We start from the raw sequence: 17,818 nt of genomic DNA, 5'->3' as shown, positions 1-17,818 counted from the left end.
CACCACGACGGCAACCTGGCGATGACACAGACAGTCGAAAAGGTCGTCTTGCCTCCGATTCCAGCCAAGCGTTATTTCACGATTGGCGAAGTAAGCGAGCTGTGCGGCGTGAAGCCACACGTGCTGCGTTACTGGGAGCAGGAGTTCACGCAGTTAAAGCCCGTGAAGCGGCGGGGCAACCGTCGCTATTACCAGCATCATGAGGTGCTGCTGATCAGGCGCATACGCGAGCTGCTGTACGAGCAGGGCTTCACGATCAATGGCGCGCGCAACCGTCTGGATGCGCACGGTGCTGTGACCGATGAGGCGGCGGCTCAGGCTGAGGCTGGCGAAGCGCAGGTTGCCGCGCAAGGCGCGATGGCCCTGGTCGATGTCGATCAGTTGCGCAAGGAATTGCTGCACGTGATCGATCTGCTGGGGTGTTGAGGTGCGACGCGTCAAAACTTCTCGCTGACAGTTCTAATTGGGGCGAGCCTCTGTTATACTTTTCAGCTCTCGGGGCGTAGCGCAGCCTGGTAGCGTACCTGCATGGGGTGCAGGTGGTCGGAGGTTCAAATCCTCTCGCCCCGACCAGGAAAATCAAGGACTTACGGTGAAAGCCGTAGGTCCTTTTTTCTTTCCTGTGCGGAATAGGGCCACTCTGGGGCCACCTTGGGATTTTGCAGTTTGGCGGGAGGAGCTTGTCGGGCCGTGCAAGGATGCAGGTTCTGCAACCCATAGCACGCGATGAACATCGACGCGACAAGCAACGGCAGACGTTCGATCTGAAGTGGACTTGCCGACGCCAGAGCAACGACGCGGGTCTTGGTTTTACCGCGACCGATGCACCCTTGGTGGCGGTGCATCGTATCGAGACTCGTGACCACCGCAGCGGGTGTTATGCTGCGGAACGTCGTGCCCTCATGAATCGCACATAACGCCCCGAAGCAGAACGCCGTAGGCAGCGCGGAGAGGTCTATGCCAATATATGAGGAAACCTAACGAAAAATTCCTCTGCTTGAAGTTTCCCGGAACCTATCTCTGAGATTCGTTCGCATGTCCGTAGATCACCGCCTTTGCTGGAGCACGCCATACGTCAGGGAGAGGCTGATCGAACACTCGCTTTCGGAGCGGGCGATCTTCGTCTATTTCCTCGCCATCACGACTTTCGACTGGCTGCAGTTCTCTCTCATCGCGGCAACGCCGAGTCCGAAAGTTGAACCGTGGACGCTCGTCAACGCGTGGGTCACTTTCGGAGTGACCATAGCCGGCGTTGTGTACCTCTTCGGCAGAAACCGTGGCGGTACTCGCTTCATGTCGCGCTATTTCCCGCTATCGGTCACGGTCGGATGGAAATTCGTCGTGTTCCTGTTTGCGTTGAACTGGCTAATCGACGCATGCTTTGCAGATTACGGGCAAACATTGGTTGGCTGGCTGTCCACAGCATGTGGGGGCGTCGTCAACATTTTCATGTTCTGGCGTATTGGTTACCACCTCGGTGCGGTTGCCCGGGCATCGGCTAACTCCGACGTAGCGGTGTGAAGATGCTGAGGAACGAACCGGATTATTTCCGATGGCGAATGCGGCGAAGCGCTATCGTCAGGCGTGATTTTCTTGATCCGATCGATTTGAATGTTTTTGTAAGTATTCTGTCGCCGTTGATAATGAATTATTCATGCATGGAGCATGCCGAATGCATACGAAATAATTGCTCGCCGATGCAAATCAGCAATTCGCCAGCGCGGTGATTTTGACGTCGATCAAATTATTGATAATCGATGCGCCTGTTTGCTCCTGACATTGGTCAGCAGCGCGCTGCCTACTATCCGATCCGCCGAATGCCACGAATCAATTGTTCCGATTCCCATAGGCCCATCGTTGCCCTTTGCGTAAGGGTTTGTTACATTGTGCAAACATGTGATACACCACTGCGGCCACGATGTGTTTGCCGGGAAGTCCGTCAAGAAATCGCAATTTGCTGAGTGCGATCAAAGTCGTAAATCCCCACCTTCACATTTTTGTTGCATCTGATCTCGATCATGTTCGACGGGTTTCGAACAAGGTCGAGTCGTGCTGATTCGGGGGCGTTGAGATCAGCGTGGTAATGCCGTGCGCCAATGCGCATGTTCCGGGAGAGCGGGGCGTGCAAATGGGGGGGCGCACTGATACTAATCGATAAGCTTCCGAAAAGAATTACGCACGAGAACAATAATGGCCGATTTGCGTTGGACCGTGCCAATCGCCAGGTGGACGTCAATTTCGACCGAAGGGGCACCGGGCGTCGAATTTATCCAGCCGATGGTACGCCGTCGATTGAGTCGGCTATCCCGGCTCGCGTTGCAGGCTGCTCATGATTGTGCCGGCGAGAGCGGCGCATTGCGCATGGTATTCGCTTCGCGTCATGGCGAACTGGCACGCACGACCGGCATTCTCGAAGACATTCAAGCGGCTGCACCCGTTTCCCCAACCGCATTCAGTCACTCCGTCCTCAATACCGCGACGGGCATCTTCGGTATCGCGCGCCGCGACCGATCTCCCGCCACCGCGATCTCAGCAGGCACCGAAACGCTGGGTTATGGCTTGCTGGAAGCGTTCGCGCAATGCAATGCGCATGCGTCGCCCGTGCTGTTCGTCTATGCGAACGAGCCGGCCGGTGCGGTGTACAACGACGTCGACGCCGATGAGGCCAGCGAAGTGTTGGCGATCCTGCTCGATGCGCGCTCGGCAGTCGGCTACCTCACGTGCGATGTGGAAACGTGCGCGGCCGGCGCCGAAAGCGAGCACACCCAAAGCGCGTCGGTTCAGGACTGTTTGTCGGCACGCACCAATGCGACGTGGCGAAGCGGCGCTTCGCTCTGGCGCTGGAGTTGGCATGATCGCGCGGCTTGATTACGGTTGGCGGCTGATTGCGACCGGCGTGAGCCTGTCGTTTTTCATGCTGTGCGGTTCGGTGTTCTCGCTGGCCCTGATTGCCTTGGGCGCGCTCTGGCCGCACACGCGCTCGCGTCAGCGCGCGGTGACGTTCGTGATCCACCATTTCTTTCGCATGCTCGTCGCGGTGCTGCAGCGCATCGGCGTGATGAAGCTCGAAGTGGAGGGCGCGGCGCGTTTGCGCGCGGGCAGCCCATCGATCGTGATCGCCAATCACCCGACTTATCTGGATGTGATGGTCCTGCTGTCGCTGACGCCGAAGGCCTGTTGCGTCGTCAAACACAGCCATTGGCGCAACCCGTGCTTCTGGGGCATCGTGCGCGGGGCAGGGTATCTGAGCAACGCGGACCCTGTCGAGCTGGTCGAATCCAGTGCGCGGCGGCTGGCCGCGGGCTATACGCTGATCGTTTTTCCCGAAGGCACGCGCAGTCCGGGTGCGGGTCGCCTGCACGCGTTTTCGCGCGGCTTTGCCTACATTGCGCTGCAATCGTGCAGCCCGATTCAACCTGTCCTGATCGATTGCGATCCTCCGGTGTTGACGAAAACGCTGCGGTGGTATCACGTGCCGCCGCGTGCATTCCGGATGCGCATCGACGTTCTCGAACCGATCGCGGCGGATTGCCTGTCCGCCGATCGTATGCCGCAATCGCTGGCGGCGCGCAGCGTCGCGCAAGCCATGCAGGCGCACATCACCCAACGTCTGTTTCAGCATGGATACTTTAAAGCTGCGAATTAAACATTTGCTGATCGAGATTCTCGATTTGCACGATATGGCGGTCGACGATATCGACGACAACGCCCCCCTGTTCTCGAGCGACGGGATCGGTCTGGATTCCGTCGATGCGCTCGAGGTCGGCATCATGCTGCGCAAGGAATTCCAATTGACGATCACCGCGAATGACGAGCGTACCCGGGGCCACTTCCGCTCGATCAACACGCTCGCGGCGTTTGTCGCCAGCCAGCAGTCGAACCAGACGCCGAACGAAGCCGTCACCGTAATTGGGGAGTAAGTTGTGACCGACGCAGAAATCCTTGAGCGCATTCGCACCATCTTCAATGAGAATTTCGCGATTGAGCCAGAACGCGTGACGCCGAATACTCACCTCTTCGAAGAACTCGATCTCGACAGCATCGATGCAGTCGATCTCGCGATCAAGCTTCAGGAAATGACCGGGCAGCGGATCAAGCCGGAAGAGTTCAAATCGGTGCGTACGGTCGGCGACGTGATCGCCGCCGTTCATACGCTGCTCGCGCGCGCGCAATGACGTTGCAAGCACCCGAACGCGCGGGTCGCGTTGCGTGGCGGCGCAGGGCGCGCGAGTCTGCCAGGCCCGTGGCCAGACTCGCGGCCAGGGTGGCGCTCATGCTCGCCTATCCGCTCGCGATCGGGCTCGCGTGGCGCGGTATCGCGCCGCGCTACATCGGCAGCATGCTGATCGTGTTGCTGTGGTTGCAGCGCTGGATCGGTGCGGGTCCGTTCGCCGCCGCGCTGAAGCGGTTCACGCGTGTCGACTGGTGTGTGGCGGCCATGTTGAGCGGCGTTTCGCTGGCCATCGCCGCGAGCAATAACGAAACGCTGCTCCGGTTTTACCCCGCGTTCGTCAATGCCGGTTTGCTCGCCGCATTCGGCACAACGCTGTTTCGCGGACCGACGATGATCGAGAAATTTGCGCGCGCAAGCATCCCCGATCCGGGACCTGCGGTCGTGCGCTATACGCGGCGCGTCACGCAAATCTGGTGCGTATTCTTCGTTGTGAATGGTGCATTTTCCGCGTATACGGCGCTGTACTGGAGCCGGACCGAATGGTCGCTCTACAACGGCGCGGTGGTTTATGTGCTGATCGGCGCGCTGCTGGTCGGCGAGTGGCTATGGCGGCAGTGCTTCATGAGGCTGCAACACGATAGGGCTGGCGCCATATGATCGCATTGCACGACCTGCTGTCCGCATGTCCGGACGCCAACACGGTGGTATGCCGCGACGGAGGCGCGAGCTTTACTCGCGCCGATTTTCTCGCGCGTGTGGACGCCATCGCTCGCGTGGTCGCATCGGGCGACGCGCGCCGCGTCGCGATCTGTACCGGCGATCCTTACGATTTTGCGTGCGCATTCTTCGCCGTGGCGGCGGCCGGGCGCGAGATCGTCGTTCCCGCCAGTGCAGCACCGGGGTATCTGAGCGATCTCGCACACGGGTACGATCTGCTGCTCGATGAGCAAGCGCTCGCTGCATGCGCGAACGTGAGTCCGGAGCCGCACGGGCCAGCAGCGTTTCGGACCATCGATGCGCGCGCACCGATCACGCTGTACACCTCCGGCAGCAGTGGCGCCGCGAAACCGGTGCGCAAGTCGCTCGCGCAATTCGACGCGGAAGTCCAGACGTTGCAGCGCGAGTGGGGGGACTTCATCGGCGAGACGGTGACGCTTTCGAGCGTGCCGCACCATCACATCTACGGTTTGCTGTTCCGGATTCTGTGGCCGCTCGCGTCGGGCCGACCGTTCGATCGCTCATTGCTGCTCGAACCACAGCAGTTGCAGGCCCGGCTGAGCGCTTACGGTGGCTGCGTAGTCGTCTCGACGCCGTCGCTGCTGGCACGCTGGCCCGCGCTGCCCGGATTCGCCGGGCTCGTTCCCGCGCCGCACGCGTTTTTCTCGTCGGGCGGTCCCTTGCCGCCGGAGTCCGCAGCGACCTACGCATCCGTATTCGGGGCGGCGCCGATCGAGATCTTCGGCAGCACCGAGACGGGTGGCATCGCGTGGCGTCGTCAGGATCTGAACCCTGCGTGGCAGCCGATGCGCGGCATCGACGTGCGTTGCGACGCGCACGGCGCACTGTGCGTGCGTTCCGCGCATCTCGGTCACGAAGCCTGGCACCGAACCGATGACTCGGCACGTTTCGACGCGGACGGCCGTTTCGAGCTGACCGGTCGTCTCGACCGGGTTGTGAAGCTCGACGGCAAACGCGTGTCCCTGCCTGAAATAGAGGCGCGCATCGTCGCGCATCCGTTTATCGAGCAGGCTTCGGCCACCGTCATCGACGGTGTGTCGCGCATGCGAATCGGCGTCGTCGCTGTGCCGAGCGAAGCCGGGCGTGAGGCGCTTGAAGCCGATGGGCGTGTCGCGGTTGCCGCAAAGCTGCGCCGCGATCTCGCTGCCTGGTTCGATCCGGTGGCGCTGCCGCGTCACTGGCGCTTTCGCCGTGCGATGCCGTTCGATGAGCGCGGCAAGCTGCCACGCGAGGCAATCGACAGAGCCTTCGCGCCGACGCCCGAAGGTTTCGAGCTACTCGCCGAGTGGGGCGATGAGAATCACGTCCACGCGGAATTGCGTGTGCCGCCGACGCTCGTGCATTTCGCCGGACACTTTCCGGGGCTGCCGATCCTGCCGGGCATTGTGCAGGTCGACTGGGCCGTGCGGATCGCGCGCTGCCACATTCCTGGCATTGGGACCGTCCGCTCGATCGATCATCTGAAATTCAAGGCGCCCGTGCCGCCAGGCGCGTCGCTCACGCTGAATCTGACGCACGACGCTAGCCGCGCTCGCGTGCGTTTTGCGTTCCAGCGCGATGGACGCGACTGCACGTCCGGCACGATCGTCTACGGTGAGGTGGCGTGATGGACGGCCTCTGCATTGTCGTGCCGATCTATAACCATCGCGATGCGATCGCCGGGACGCTCGCGAAGCTGGTCGTTCACGGCTTGCCCATCATCGTTGTCGACGATGGCAGCGATGAGCCGACGCAGCAGACGCTGGCCGCACTCGCCGCGCACTACGCGGGCGTGACGCTGCTGCGTTTGCCCGTCAACAGCGGCAAGGGCGCTGCGGTGATGGCGGGTTTTCGCGCGGCGCGCGCGCGCGGATATACGCATGCGATCCAGATCGACGCCGATGGACAGCACGATGCCGCCGATGTGCCGAAGTTCGTCGAGGCTGCGCGCGCGGCGCCGGACGCGGTGATTCTCGGCCGCCCGCGCTTTGACGACAGCGTGCCGAAAGCGCGTTTATACGGCCGATATCTGACGCACGTATGGGTATGGATCGAAACGCTGTCGTTCGCCATTCCCGATGCGATGTGCGGCTTTCGTCTTTATCCGCTCGATGCAGTGTGCCGGTTGATCGACTCGGTCAAGCTTCCCACCCGCATGGATTTCGACAGCGAGATCGTCGTTCGGCTTTATTGGCGCGGCGTCGCGTTTCGTTCGATTGAGACGCACGTCGTGTATCCGGCCGACGGCGTATCGCACTTCGATATGCTGCGCGACAACATGCGCATCAGCGCGAGCCACACGCGGCTCGTGGCGGGCATGCTCGTGCGCGCACCGTTGCTGCTCGCTCGCCGGTTCGCGCCTTCGCGGCGCGGCGTGGCTGCAGGCGGGCGCGCGCAGTCGTGGTGGCGCACGCCCGAGCGCGGCAGTGTGGTCGGGATGGCGTTGCTTGCGTTCAGTTGCCGTTGGTTTGGGACCCGCTTCACGTCTGCGTGGCTGTATCCGATCGTCGGCTATTTCGTGCTGACCGATCGCGCCTCGCGAGCCGCATCGCACACGTATTTCACGCGGCTCGCGCACGCGAGTGCGCCGTGCGCAACGTCGAAACCCGGATGGCGCACGGCTTATCGACACATGCACGCGTTCGCGCAATCCTGCTTCGACAAGTTCGTCGCCTGGTCGGGTCGCGCCGATAGTCTGCGCGTGCGCTTTGACGATACGTCCGCATTCGATGCGCTCGCAGCGACCGGGCGTGGCGCGCTCGTCATCGGCGCACACCTCGGCAATCTGGAAATGACACGCGCGCTTGCGTTGCGCGATGCACGCATCAAGGTAACGGCTGTCGTCTATACCGAGCACGCGAAGCGCTTTAACAGCGTGCTCTCGGAGGCGAACGAGGAATTCGCAAATCAACTCGTGCAGGTTACCGATTTCGGCCCTGAAACCGCAATGATGATGCAAGCACGCGTCGATGCGGGCGAGTTGCTCGTGATCGTCGGCGATCGTGTGCCGCCTCACGACGCAGGCAGGACCGTCGACGCGCGTTTTCTGGGTGCGAATGCGTCGTTCGCGCAGGGGCCCTACGTGCTCGCGCACGCGCTCGGCTGCCCGGTCTATCTGTTGTTCTGCCTGAAAGAAGGCAGCGAGTACGGCCTTTACTTCGAACCATTTGCCGATCGCATCGAACTGCCGCGCCGCGATCGTTCCTCCCATGTTGCGGCGTGGGCCCAGCGTTACGCGAATCGGCTCGAACACTATTGCCGCAAGGCGCCGTATCAATGGTTCAATTTTTTCGATTTCTGGGCGCAGTCCAATGGAGAGCCGCGTGGCCGGACATGACGTGATGGACGCGAGCGCGACTGCGGTCGATGGTCGCAGTGCAATGAACCGCGAGGGCGGCGGGCGCGGTTCGCCTTTGACGTTTACCGTGACTGCGCACGTCGAAGTGCCGTTTCACGATGTCGACGCGATGAACGTCTGTTGGCACGGCAACTATCTGAAGTATTTCGAAAGCGGCCGTGCGGTGCTGTTGCGCGAAATCGACTACGACTATCCGGCCATGCTGGCTTCCGGTTATGTCTGGCCGGTCGTCGAAGCGCATCTGAAATACGTGCGGCCCGCGACTTACGGCCAACGCCTCGATGTGCGCGCAACACTGCTCGAATTCGAAAATCGCCTGAAGATCGGCTATGAGATCGTCGACAGCGAATCGGGCGAGCGGCTCACCAAGGGGTACACAGTTCAGCTCGCCGTGGATGCGGTGACGCACGAAACGCAGTTCGAGTGTCCGCGCGGGTTAATGGAGCGGCTGGAGGCGCGACTAAAAGGACGGCTGGAGGCGCGATGCGAATAACCTGGCGACATCGATGCGTGTCGGCCGCCATCGGCGTGTTGGCGGCCTGCGCCGCGTGCGCGCAATCCACTACGCCGGTGCCGACGGCAGCCGTGCGTTCGCCGGGCGCGACGCTCGTTTCGGAGATCACGGCACGGCTCGCACGCGAGGGCGCGATTCGCGCGGATTTCGTGCAGACCCAGACGCTCGCCGCGATGAAGCAGCCGCTCGTCAGCACGGGCTCGCTGCTGTTCGATCGCGCATCGGGCGTCGTCTGGCGCATCGATATGCCGTACAAGGCGATCTACGTGATGACCGACGCCGGTGTCCGCGAAGTCGGCGCGAACGGGCAGCTCGCCCGTTCGGGGACGCGCGGGAGCGGTGTGGCGCAGGTGTCGCACATGATGCGCGGCATGCTGGGCGGCGATCTGTCTGCGCTATATGCGCAGTTCGACGTCGAGGCGAGCGGCACGCCCGACCATTGGCGGATGACGCTTCGACCGAACCAGCCGCAGGTCGCGCAGGCGATCCACGAGTTGCGGATGAGCGGTGGCGCGTATATGGAATCGCTCGTCATCGCATTCGCGAACGGTGACGTCACGAAGCTCGAATTCCGGCATTCGATGCACGTTGGCGCGCCCGAGCCAACCGAACGCGCATGGCTGGAGGCCCGTTGATGGACCTGATGCGCGATCCGGCCGAGCGAGCGACGCGGCGCGCAAGTCGCTGGCTGCCGCGTGCAGCCTGGCTGGCGGTCGCGCTCGCGGCCTTGCTGTATTGCGTGTGGCGATTCGCGGGGCCGTCGCCGCTTCAGACGAATCTGCTCGCGCTGCTGCCCGCGAGCGAAGTCAATCCGGTTGCGGACAAGGCAGTCGACGCTTTGAATGAAGCGTTGGGCGGCCGCACAGTCTTTCTCGTCACGGGTGCCGATGCGGCGCGCGTGAAGTCCGCCGCGAAAGCATTCGGCGCGCAGCTTGCGCGAAGCGACGCGTTCCGGTCGGTGACGGTCGAGGTGCCGCCATTCGATCCGTCACAGATCGGCGCAATCTATCTGCCTGCACGCTTTGGCTTGCTGACCGATGCCGATCGCGCGGCGCTCGGGCACGGCAACGGCGCACTTGCCCAGATGCTCGCGAGACGGCTTTACAGTCCGCCCGCTGATGCGTTGCCGACTGCCGTATCCGACGATCCGTTCGGTTGGCTGCAGCATTGGCTCGCGGGTTTGCCGCTGTCCACGTCGGGCCTGGCGCTAGAGGATGGAATGCTGGTCTCTCACCGAGGCGGCACAACGGGCGTACTCGTGATGACGTCGCTCGCCGGCTCGGCCTATGAGTCGAAGGTGCAGCAGGCGGTGCGGCACGCCGCTGCCGATGCCGAACAGGCGATCGCCGCGGATTTTCCGGGGGTGCAGGTCGATCGCGCCGGTGCGGTGTTCTACGCCGACGCGGCACGCGCAGGTGCGCAGCGCGATGTGGACGTGATCGGCGCGGTGTCGGTGGCCGGTATCGCACTGCTGCTCATGAGCGTATTTCGTTCTGCGCGCCTGCTCGTCCTGGCGTTCGTGTCGACCGGGTTCGGCATCGTCTGCGCGCTGGTTGCGACGATGCTCATCTTCGGCCAGCTGCATTTGCTGACGCTGGTGTTCGGCGTGAGCCTGATCGGCGAGGCAGTCGATTATTCGATTCAATATTTTGTCGCGTACCTGTCGGGCGGCACACGCTGGGATGCGCGGCGCGGTGCGGCGGCGGTGCGGCCCGCACTGCTCGTTGCACTCGCAACCAGCGTGCTGGGGTATGGATTCCTGATGTGGGTGCCGTTTCCGGCCCTCCGGCAGATCGCGTGCTTTGCGATGACCGGCATTGTGACGGCGTTCGCCGCCGTCACCGGTTTCTTGCCGCTGATGCTCGTCGATGCGCCGAAGCGCACGCCATCGCGTCTGTTTGTGTACGCGGCCCGCCTGCTGGCAGGCTGGCGGTCGACGATGCACGGCCGTCGCGCGGCCGCCGCCGCCATGCTGCTCGCGCTTGCCGCGATACCGGGCTGGCTGCAGTTAAAGAGCGATGACGATATTCATTTGCTGATCCAGCGCGATCCGGATCTGGCGAGGCAGGAGCGCGCGGTGCGCGAAGCGGTGGGCATCGCGAATACGTCGCAGTTTTTCGTTGTCGAGGGGCGGACGCCGGAAGACGTGCTGCGGCGATCGGAGGCGCTGACGGCGGCGCTGACGGCACTGACGGGTGAGATGAGCGTTGGCGACGTGCAATCGGTTTCGGCGTTCGTGCCGTCCGCCGAGCGGCAGGCGAGCGACCGCGCATTGCTTGCAGCGCAGGTATTCGCGGATCGTGCGGAGCTGCGCGCCACGCTCGTGCGGGCCGGTTTCCGGGACGATGTGGCCCACGCGTGGATCGACGCATTCGCGCACGATGCGCACGCAACCTTATCGGTCGACAACTGGCTGGCGGCGCGCTGGTCGGCGCCATTCCGCCATCTGTGGCTTGGTCGCATCGACGGGCGAGAGCCCGTATACGCCGCACTGGCGATTCCTGGCCGCGTCGATGCGAAGAATGCCGCGGCACTCGACGCAATTGCCCATCGGATGCCGGGTGTCACATTTGTCGACAAGGCTGCGAGCGTTTCGCGCCTGCTCGGTGCGTATCGGGTGGACAGCGGCCTCTGGCTCGCTGCGGTGCTCGCAGTCGTCGCCGTGCTGCTGATCTGGCGTTACGGCGTGCGCGGCGGCATCGCGACGACGCTGCCGGTCGTGTTCGCCATCGGCCTGACGCTCGCGGGCTATGGCTATGCGGGCGTGCCGCTCACGTTGTTCAACTGGCTCGCACTGATGCTTGTGCTCGGCGTCGGCGCGAATTATGGCGTGTTCCTGCGCGAAGGATGCATGCGCGACGCGGCGAATCTCGGCGCGGTCTGGACCGGCGTAATGCTGTCCGCAGCGGCGACGTTGCTGTCTTTCGGGATGCTCGGCGCAACATCGATGCCCGCATTGCGCGCATTCGGCACGACGCTCGCGCTCGGCATCGTGTTTTCGATTCTGTTTGCGCCGCTTGCGGCGACGTCGGGCAAGGAGAGCCGCTCGTGAAGCCGGACCCCGTTTTTCTCCAGGCGCCCGGGATGATCAATGCGCTCGGGCGGAACGTGAATGAGATCGTCGACGCGCTCGCAGCGGGCGTGTCGCCGGGCATGAAGCGCATCGGCGCCGCATTGGGCGACATGTACGCCGGATGTGTCGAAGCCGCGCTCGACGTCGCGCCGCCCGCCGCGCTCGCGCATTTCGACTGCCGCAATAACCGCTTGCTGCTGAGCGCGCTCGCGCAGATCGCGCCCGCCGTCGACGCGGCGGTGGCGCGCTACGGCCCGGCGCGCGTCGGTGTCGTGATCGGCACGAGCACGTCCGGCATCCGCGCGGCCGAGGAGGCTTTCGCGCATCGCGCCGCGGCGGGCGCGATGCCGCCGGAGTTCGATTACCGGCAGATGGAAATCGGCACTGCGGCGCCATTCGTCAAAGCGGCGCTCGGAGTGACGGGGCCCGCCTATACGGTATCGACGGCCTGCACATCGAGTGCGAAGGCGTTTGCAGCCGCGCGGCGCCTGCTGCGCCTTCGCGTGTGCGATGCGGTCGTGGTCGGCGGGGCGGATTCGCTCTGCGAGCTCACGTTGCAGGGTTTCGCGTCGCTGGAGTCGGTCAGTGCGTCGCGTACCAATCCGATGAGTCGCAACCGTTGCGGAATCAACATTGGCGAAGGCGCGGCGGTGTTTCTGATGAGCCGCGACGAGGGCGAGATTCGCCTCGCGGGCGTGGGCGAATCGAGCGACGCGCACCACATATCCGCGCCGGATCCGGAAGGACGCGGTGCAGAAGACGCGTTGCGCGAAGCCATCGCAGATGCGGGCGTCACGCCGTCCGGGATCGGCTACGTGAACCTGCACGCAACGGCGACCCGCCACAACGATGCGATGGAGGCACACGTCATGGCGCGTGTCTTCCCCGGCGGTGTGCCCGTCAGCGGCACGAAGCCGGTGACGGGCCACACGCTGGGTGCCGCGGGCGCGACGGAGCTGGCATTTGCCTGGCTCGCGCTTGCGCGCAGGATCGCGCTGCCGGTTCATCTGTGGGATGGCGAGGCGGACACGGCGTTGCCGCTGCTGGATCTCGTCGAGTCCGCGCGCAACCTCGGCGGCGATGCGCGCGGGCACTACGTAATGAGCAATTCGTTCGCTTTTGGCGGCAGCAATGCCAGCCTGATTCTGGGGTGCTGACATGCAAACCGGTGTAGTGGCAGAGGTGGAAATTCCGGTGCGGGCAGTGCTCGACGTGTTGCCGCATCGCGGCACGATGTTGCTGCTCGATGCGATCGAACGCTGCACGGCCACGGAGATCGATGTGCGCGCAAGCGTGCGCTCCGATGCGTGGTACGCGGATGCGGACGGGGCGATGCCGGCGTGGATCGGCATCGAGTTGATGGCGCAGGCGATCGCCGCGCAAGTCGGCCTGTGCGCGATGCATGCGGGCGGACGGGCGCGTCCGGGTGTGCTGCTCGGCACGAACGGCTACACGGCGCATTGCGCCGCGTTCGCAGCGGGGGAGACGTTGCGGATCGCGGCCCGGGAACTGCTGCGCAGCGACGAAGGGCATGGTGCGTTCGAATGCACGATCCATATCGGCGAGCGTTGTTGCGCACAAGCTGTCGTCAAGGTTTATCAGCCGGACGATTTTCAGTCTTTTATTCAAGGGAGCTTTAGCTCATGACCCGGCGAGTTCTCGTGACCGGTGCCAATCGGGGCATCGGCCGTGCGGTCGCGCTGCAACTGGCAGCCGATGGTTTCGCGGTGACGGTCCATTACCGCAGTGGCCGCGACGAAGCGCAAGCGCTCGTCGCCGAGATCGTGCAGCAAGGCGGCACCGCGAGCGTGCTTCAGTTCGACGTGCGCGAGCGGGCGGCTTGCCGCGCGCAGCTCGAAGCCGATATCGAAGCACACGGCGCTTATTACGGCGTCGTCTGCAACGCGGGCGTCACCCGCGACGGCGCGTTTCCCGCCCTGACCGACGACGACTGGGATACCGTGATCGAGACCGGACTCGACGGTTTCTACAACGTCGTTCATCCGCTGACGATGCCGATGGTGAGGCTGCGCAGCGGCGGCCGGATCGTGACGATCGCGTCGGTATCCGGCGTGATCGGCAATCGCGGGCAGGTCAACTACAGCGCGGCGAAGGCGGGCCTGATCGGCGCGACGAAGGCGCTGGCGGTCGAGCTTGCGTCGCGCGGCATTACGGTCAATTGCGTTGCGCCCGGTCTCGTCGATACCGGGATGCTCGAGAACGTGCCGCTCGAACACGCGCTGAAGATGGTGCCGATGGGACGTATCGGCCGCCCGGACGAAATCGCGGCGACGGTTGGTTTCCTGATGTCGGATGCCGCTTCCTATATCACGCGCCAGGTGATCGGCGTGAACGGCGGAATAGCGTGATGAAGCGAGTCGTCGTAACGGGCATGGGCGGCGTCACCGCATTCGGCGAGAACTGGTCCGAGATCGGACCGCGCCTCGCGGCCGCGCGCAACGCGGTGCAGCGCATGACGCAGTGGGATAACTACGAGTCGCTGCACACGCGGCTCGCGTGCCCGCTGCCGGGCTTCGTGCTGCCAGCGCAGTATCCGCGCAAGAAGACGCGCTCGATGGGGCCTGTGTCGATGTATGCGGTACGTGCGAGCGAACTCGCGCTGGCCGACGCGCGGCTGACGAACGACCCGTCGATTGCGGACGGGCGCATGGGCGTCGCGTACGGGTCGTCGTCCGGATCGGTCGAGCCGATCCGCGCATTCGGCGCCATGATCGAAACCGGCTCGATGCGCGACGTGACGTCGAACAGCTACGTGCAGATGATGCCGCACACGACCGCGGTCAACGTGAGCCTGTTCTGGGACCTGAAGGGGCGCGTCATACCGACCTCGTCTGCGTGCGCATCGGGCAGCCAGGCGATCGGCTACGCGTACGAAGCCATCGCGATGGGCCGGCAGCAGTTGATGCTCGCGGGCGGGGCCGAGGAGTTGTCCGGTCCGGCGGTCGCGGTATTCGACACCCTGTATGCAACCAGTACGCGCAACGACGAGGCCGCGCTCACGCCGCGTCCGTTCGATGCCGCGCGCGACGGGCTCGTGGTCGGCGAGGGCGCGGCGACGCTCGTGCTCGAAGAATACGAGCATGCACGCGCGCGCGGCGCGACGATCCATGCGGAGGTGGTCGGCTTCGGCAGCAATTCGGACGGCGCGCACATCACGCAGCCGACGGCCACAACGATGGCGATTGCAATGCGTATGGCGCTTGCCGACGCGCGGCTCGATCCAACGGCGATTGCGTATGTGAACGCGCATGGGACGGCGACCGATCGCGGCGACATCGCGGAAAGCCACGCGACGCATGCTGTCTTCGGCGAGCAGGTGCCGATCAGTTCGTTGAAGAGCTATGTGGGGCACACGCTCGGCGCATGCGGCGCGCTTGAGGCGTGGTGGACGATCGAGATGATGAAGCGCAACTGGTATGCGCCGACGCTCAATCTGACGACCGTCGATCCGGCATGCGCGGCGCTCGACTATATCGCTGGCGCTGGCCGGGTGATCGATGCGGAGTACGTCATGAGCAACAACTTCGCGTTCGGCGGGATCAACACGTCGTTGATCTTCCGGCGTATGGGTTCGCAATGAGCGGTCGCGCGCGCTCACGCGTCGTCGTCACGGGCCTCGGCATCGTGTCGTGCCTCGGCAATACGCTGGCCGACGTGTCGGCGGCCCTGCGCGCCGGCCGCTCCGGCGTGCGGCGCATGGATGCGTGGCGTGCTCGCGGCTTTGCGAGCCAGGTGGCGGGCGAAGCGAGAGCCGATGACGAGCCGCCGATTTCGCGCCGCCACGAGCGCTTCATGGGCGATACGGCGCGCTTTGCGGCGCATGCCGCGGCCAAGGCAATCGACGACGCCGGGCTCGATCCCGCCGTGTTGCGCTCGCCGCGCGCGGGCACGATTGTCGGCTCCGGGATCGGTTCGATGGCCCCGTACGACGATGCGATGGAGATCGTGCGTGCGCGCGGTATCGACAAGGCGTCGCCCTATGTCGTGCCGAAGGCGATGACGAGCACGGCATCCGCGAGTGTCGCGCAGTTGTTCGGGATCGAGGGCGTGGCGTATACGCCGTCGTCGGCCTGCACCAGTGGGGCGCTCGCGATCGGGCAGGCGATGCAGTTGATCGGCGCGGGCGTGCAGGACATCGTGCTCGCGGGCGGCAGCGAGGCGCTGCACGACAACATGGCGCTGATGTTCGATGCGATGGGCGCGCTGTCGCGCAGCTTCAACGACGCGCCGATGCATGCGTCGCGGCCGTACGGTATCGACCGCGACGGTTTCGTGATCGCGTCGGGCGCAGGCATCCTCGTACTCGAATCGCTCGATCACGCCATGGCGCGCGGCGCGCGGATTTACGCCGAACTGACCGGCTTCGGTCAATGCACCGACAACGCCGGAATTGCGGTGCCGCACGCGGCAGGGATCGCACGCGCGATGCGCGCTGCGCTTGGCGAGCGGCCGCGACGTCCTGACTACGTCAACACACACGCGACCTCGACGCCAAAGGGCGATTTCGAGGAACTTCAGGCGCTGCAGGACGTATTCGGCGATGACATGCCCGCATTTTCGTCGACGAAGGCAATGACCGGCCATCCGCTCGGCGCGAGCGGTGCGCATGAGGCCATCTATACGCTGCTGATGATGCGCGACGGCTTCGTCGCCGGGGCGGCAGTCGACGGTCCGCTCGATCCGGCGGCCTGCGGCTTGCCGCTCGTGCGTACGTCACGCGAAGCCCGAATCGAGCGGGCGATGTCGGTGTCGTTCGGCTTCGGGGGAAGCTGCGCGAGTTTGTTGTTGGACGCCTGGAGAGGCGATTAAAGCGAACGTCAGTGAACGATGAGGACAAGAATAATGAAATTAAAAGGGCAGTGGGCCAGCATGCTGATCGCTACGACATTGCTTGCGGGCTGCGGCACGGTCGTGCGTTCGATGCCATTTCCGGCGGAAGCGCAGCAGCCTGACGCGTCGGGTGTGAAGGTCTACTTCGGATCGCAGGAGCACCCTGCGGTAAAGACCAACTTCGGCAAGCATGATGTATCCGTGCGCGTGGCACGCGCGAGAGACGAGAAGCATGATGCGCACTCGGACCGCGTGAAAGATGAGAAGACAACCTGCGAGCTGGCGCTCGACGATGCGCTTCGCCGCCTGCGCGCCTACGCGAAGTCGCATGGCGCAAACGGGGTCGTCAATGCCACGACGCGCTTTCACGACATCCGTACCGATTCGACGACGACCTTTACGTGCGGCGTGAGCCCGGGCGCAGGCGCAATCGCCGTGTCCGGTGATGTTGTACTTCTCGACACTCAATAACAGGGGGAATAAACATGAAAAATCGCATTGCACTCGTTGCGCTGGTTGCACTGGTTGCGTCGTCGCACGCCTGGTCGCGTGATTCGATCGACTCCTATTCGATTGCGGATGCACTGAACGTCGGCAGCGATAAGCTCGGCGACGACGTGTCGCTCTATTTCGCCGATCAACCCCATCCGGCCGTCATCGAGTCGAAGGGCACGTACGCGACGAACAAGAAAACCAACGCGTTCGCCAAGAGCGACCTCGACGCTTGCCAGCATGTGTTCCTGTCGGCGGTGATCGGGCTGCAGAATCGCGCGCGCATGGAGGGCGGCAACGCGGTCATCAATATCAAGAGCAACTACCGAAACGAACCGAGTGCGAGCCAGACCGAGTTTCTGTGCGGCTCGGGAGCCATCATGGCAGGCGTGGCGCTCACTGGCGAAGTTGTCAAGCTGAAGAAATGAGCTGACGCGTGCCGCGCGTGCCCGGCGTGCCCCGCGTGCACTCGCCGCCGGGCGGCGCAGCATGCGGGGTCAAATGTCGTCGGAATGGGCGCGCCGGGAAAATGACGCGACGTCGCCCGGCGAGCGCGCGCCACACGACGGGAAGTGAGCGCGCCGCGACAGCGGGAATGATCGCGGCGGTTGCCCGAATGAATGAGCAAGATTCGGCTGT

19 protein-coding genes and 1 tRNA gene are annotated in these 17,818 nt (G+C 64.0%); all 20 read left to right on the top strand.

The genetic code is table 11. The annotated features are described in order from the left end of the window. The first annotated feature begins 21 nt into the window (after window positions 1-21). Window positions 22-426, top strand: coding sequence for a MerR family transcriptional regulator (locus Q0L30_RS21625; RefSeq protein ID WP_296660978.1), 405 nt, complete (start codon window positions 22-24; stop codon window positions 424-426). A 70-nt stretch (window positions 427-496) separates the two neighbouring features. Continuing rightward, window positions 497-573, top strand: a tRNA-Pro gene (locus Q0L30_RS21620). A 462-nt stretch (window positions 574-1,035) separates the two neighbouring features. Continuing rightward, window positions 1,036-1,521: a hypothetical protein gene (locus Q0L30_RS21615; RefSeq protein ID WP_296660976.1), complete on the top strand. Its 486-nt coding sequence runs from the start codon at window positions 1,036-1,038 to the stop codon at window positions 1,519-1,521. Between the two features lie 669 nt (window positions 1,522-2,190). Next, complete coding sequence (locus Q0L30_RS21610) at window positions 2,191-2,868, top strand: beta-ketoacyl synthase chain length factor (RefSeq protein WP_296660974.1); 678 nt, start codon at window positions 2,191-2,193, stop codon at window positions 2,866-2,868. Beyond that, window positions 2,852-3,646 carry a 1-acyl-sn-glycerol-3-phosphate acyltransferase gene (locus Q0L30_RS21605; RefSeq protein WP_296660972.1) on the top strand — a complete coding sequence of 265 codons (795 nt, stop codon included), beginning with the start codon at window positions 2,852-2,854 and terminating at the stop codon, window positions 3,644-3,646. The genes Q0L30_RS21610 and Q0L30_RS21605 overlap by 17 nt, the downstream gene beginning before the upstream one ends. Beyond that, window positions 3,621-3,920, top strand: a complete 300-nt coding sequence (locus tag Q0L30_RS21600; RefSeq protein ID WP_296660970.1) for a phosphopantetheine-binding protein — start codon at window positions 3,621-3,623, stop codon at window positions 3,918-3,920. Before Q0L30_RS21605 ends, Q0L30_RS21600 begins: the two co-directional genes overlap by 26 nt. A 3-nt stretch (window positions 3,921-3,923) precedes the next feature. After that, window positions 3,924-4,175: an acyl carrier protein gene (locus Q0L30_RS21595; protein WP_296660968.1), complete on the top strand. Its 252-nt coding sequence runs from the start codon at window positions 3,924-3,926 to the stop codon at window positions 4,173-4,175. A gap of 98 nt (window positions 4,176-4,273) precedes the next feature. Then, window positions 4,274-4,831 carry a hypothetical protein gene (locus tag Q0L30_RS21590; RefSeq protein WP_296661777.1) on the top strand — a complete coding sequence of 186 codons (558 nt, stop codon included), beginning with the start codon at window positions 4,274-4,276 and terminating at the stop codon, window positions 4,829-4,831. Further along, window positions 4,828-6,519: an AMP-binding protein gene (locus Q0L30_RS21585; RefSeq protein ID WP_296660965.1), complete on the top strand. Its 1,692-nt coding sequence runs from the start codon at window positions 4,828-4,830 to the stop codon at window positions 6,517-6,519. Before Q0L30_RS21590 ends, Q0L30_RS21585 begins: the two co-directional genes overlap by 4 nt. After that, window positions 6,519-8,228, top strand: a complete 1,710-nt coding sequence (locus tag Q0L30_RS21580) for a glycosyltransferase (RefSeq protein ID WP_296660963.1) — start codon at window positions 6,519-6,521, stop codon at window positions 8,226-8,228. The genes Q0L30_RS21585 and Q0L30_RS21580 overlap by 1 nt, the downstream gene beginning before the upstream one ends. Window positions 8,229-8,271: 43 nt before the next feature. Next, window positions 8,272-8,742 carry a thioesterase family protein gene (locus Q0L30_RS21575; protein WP_296661776.1) on the top strand — a complete coding sequence of 157 codons (471 nt, stop codon included), beginning with the start codon at window positions 8,272-8,274 and terminating at the stop codon, window positions 8,740-8,742. Then, complete coding sequence (locus tag Q0L30_RS21570) at window positions 8,733-9,398, top strand: outer membrane lipoprotein carrier protein LolA (protein WP_296660961.1); 666 nt, start codon at window positions 8,733-8,735, stop codon at window positions 9,396-9,398. Before Q0L30_RS21575 ends, Q0L30_RS21570 begins: the two co-directional genes overlap by 10 nt. Then, entirely contained in the window at window positions 9,398-11,815 is a 2,418-nt protein-coding gene (locus Q0L30_RS21565) for an MMPL family transporter (RefSeq protein WP_296661775.1), read from the top strand. Before Q0L30_RS21570 ends, Q0L30_RS21565 begins: the two co-directional genes overlap by 1 nt. Next, window positions 11,812-12,993: a beta-ketoacyl-[acyl-carrier-protein] synthase family protein gene (locus tag Q0L30_RS21560; RefSeq protein ID WP_296660959.1), complete on the top strand. Its 1,182-nt coding sequence runs from the start codon at window positions 11,812-11,814 to the stop codon at window positions 12,991-12,993. The genes Q0L30_RS21565 and Q0L30_RS21560 overlap by 4 nt, the downstream gene beginning before the upstream one ends. 1 nt (window position 12,994) lies before the next feature. Next, window positions 12,995-13,483, top strand: a complete 489-nt coding sequence (locus Q0L30_RS21555) for a hotdog family protein (protein ID WP_296660957.1) — start codon at window positions 12,995-12,997, stop codon at window positions 13,481-13,483. Continuing rightward, window positions 13,480-14,205, top strand: a complete 726-nt coding sequence (locus Q0L30_RS21550) for a 3-ketoacyl-ACP reductase FabG2 (protein ID WP_296660956.1) — start codon at window positions 13,480-13,482, stop codon at window positions 14,203-14,205. Before Q0L30_RS21555 ends, Q0L30_RS21550 begins: the two co-directional genes overlap by 4 nt. Beyond that, window positions 14,205-15,437, top strand: coding sequence for a beta-ketoacyl-ACP synthase (locus tag Q0L30_RS21545; protein WP_296660953.1), 1,233 nt, complete (start codon window positions 14,205-14,207; stop codon window positions 15,435-15,437). Before Q0L30_RS21550 ends, Q0L30_RS21545 begins: the two co-directional genes overlap by 1 nt. Continuing rightward, on the top strand, window positions 15,434-16,666 hold the full coding sequence (locus Q0L30_RS21540) for a beta-ketoacyl synthase N-terminal-like domain-containing protein (RefSeq protein ID WP_296660950.1): 1,233 nt from the start codon (window positions 15,434-15,436) through the stop codon (window positions 16,664-16,666). Before Q0L30_RS21545 ends, Q0L30_RS21540 begins: the two co-directional genes overlap by 4 nt. Before the next feature lie 33 nt (window positions 16,667-16,699). Further along, a complete protein-coding gene (locus tag Q0L30_RS21535; protein ID WP_296660948.1) occupies window positions 16,700-17,158 on the top strand; it encodes a signal peptidase in 459 nt (152 codons plus the stop codon). 14 nt (window positions 17,159-17,172) lie between these two features. Continuing rightward, on the top strand, window positions 17,173-17,607 hold the full coding sequence (locus tag Q0L30_RS21530) for an excinuclease ABC subunit A (protein ID WP_296660945.1): 435 nt from the start codon (window positions 17,173-17,175) through the stop codon (window positions 17,605-17,607). The last annotated feature ends 211 nt before the right edge of the window (window positions 17,608-17,818 follow it).

This window comes from Paraburkholderia sp. (assembly GCF_024281035.1).
GTDB lineage: Bacteria > Pseudomonadota > Gammaproteobacteria > Burkholderiales > Burkholderiaceae > Paraburkholderia.
This window is presented reverse-complemented; position numbering and strand designations above follow the sequence as displayed.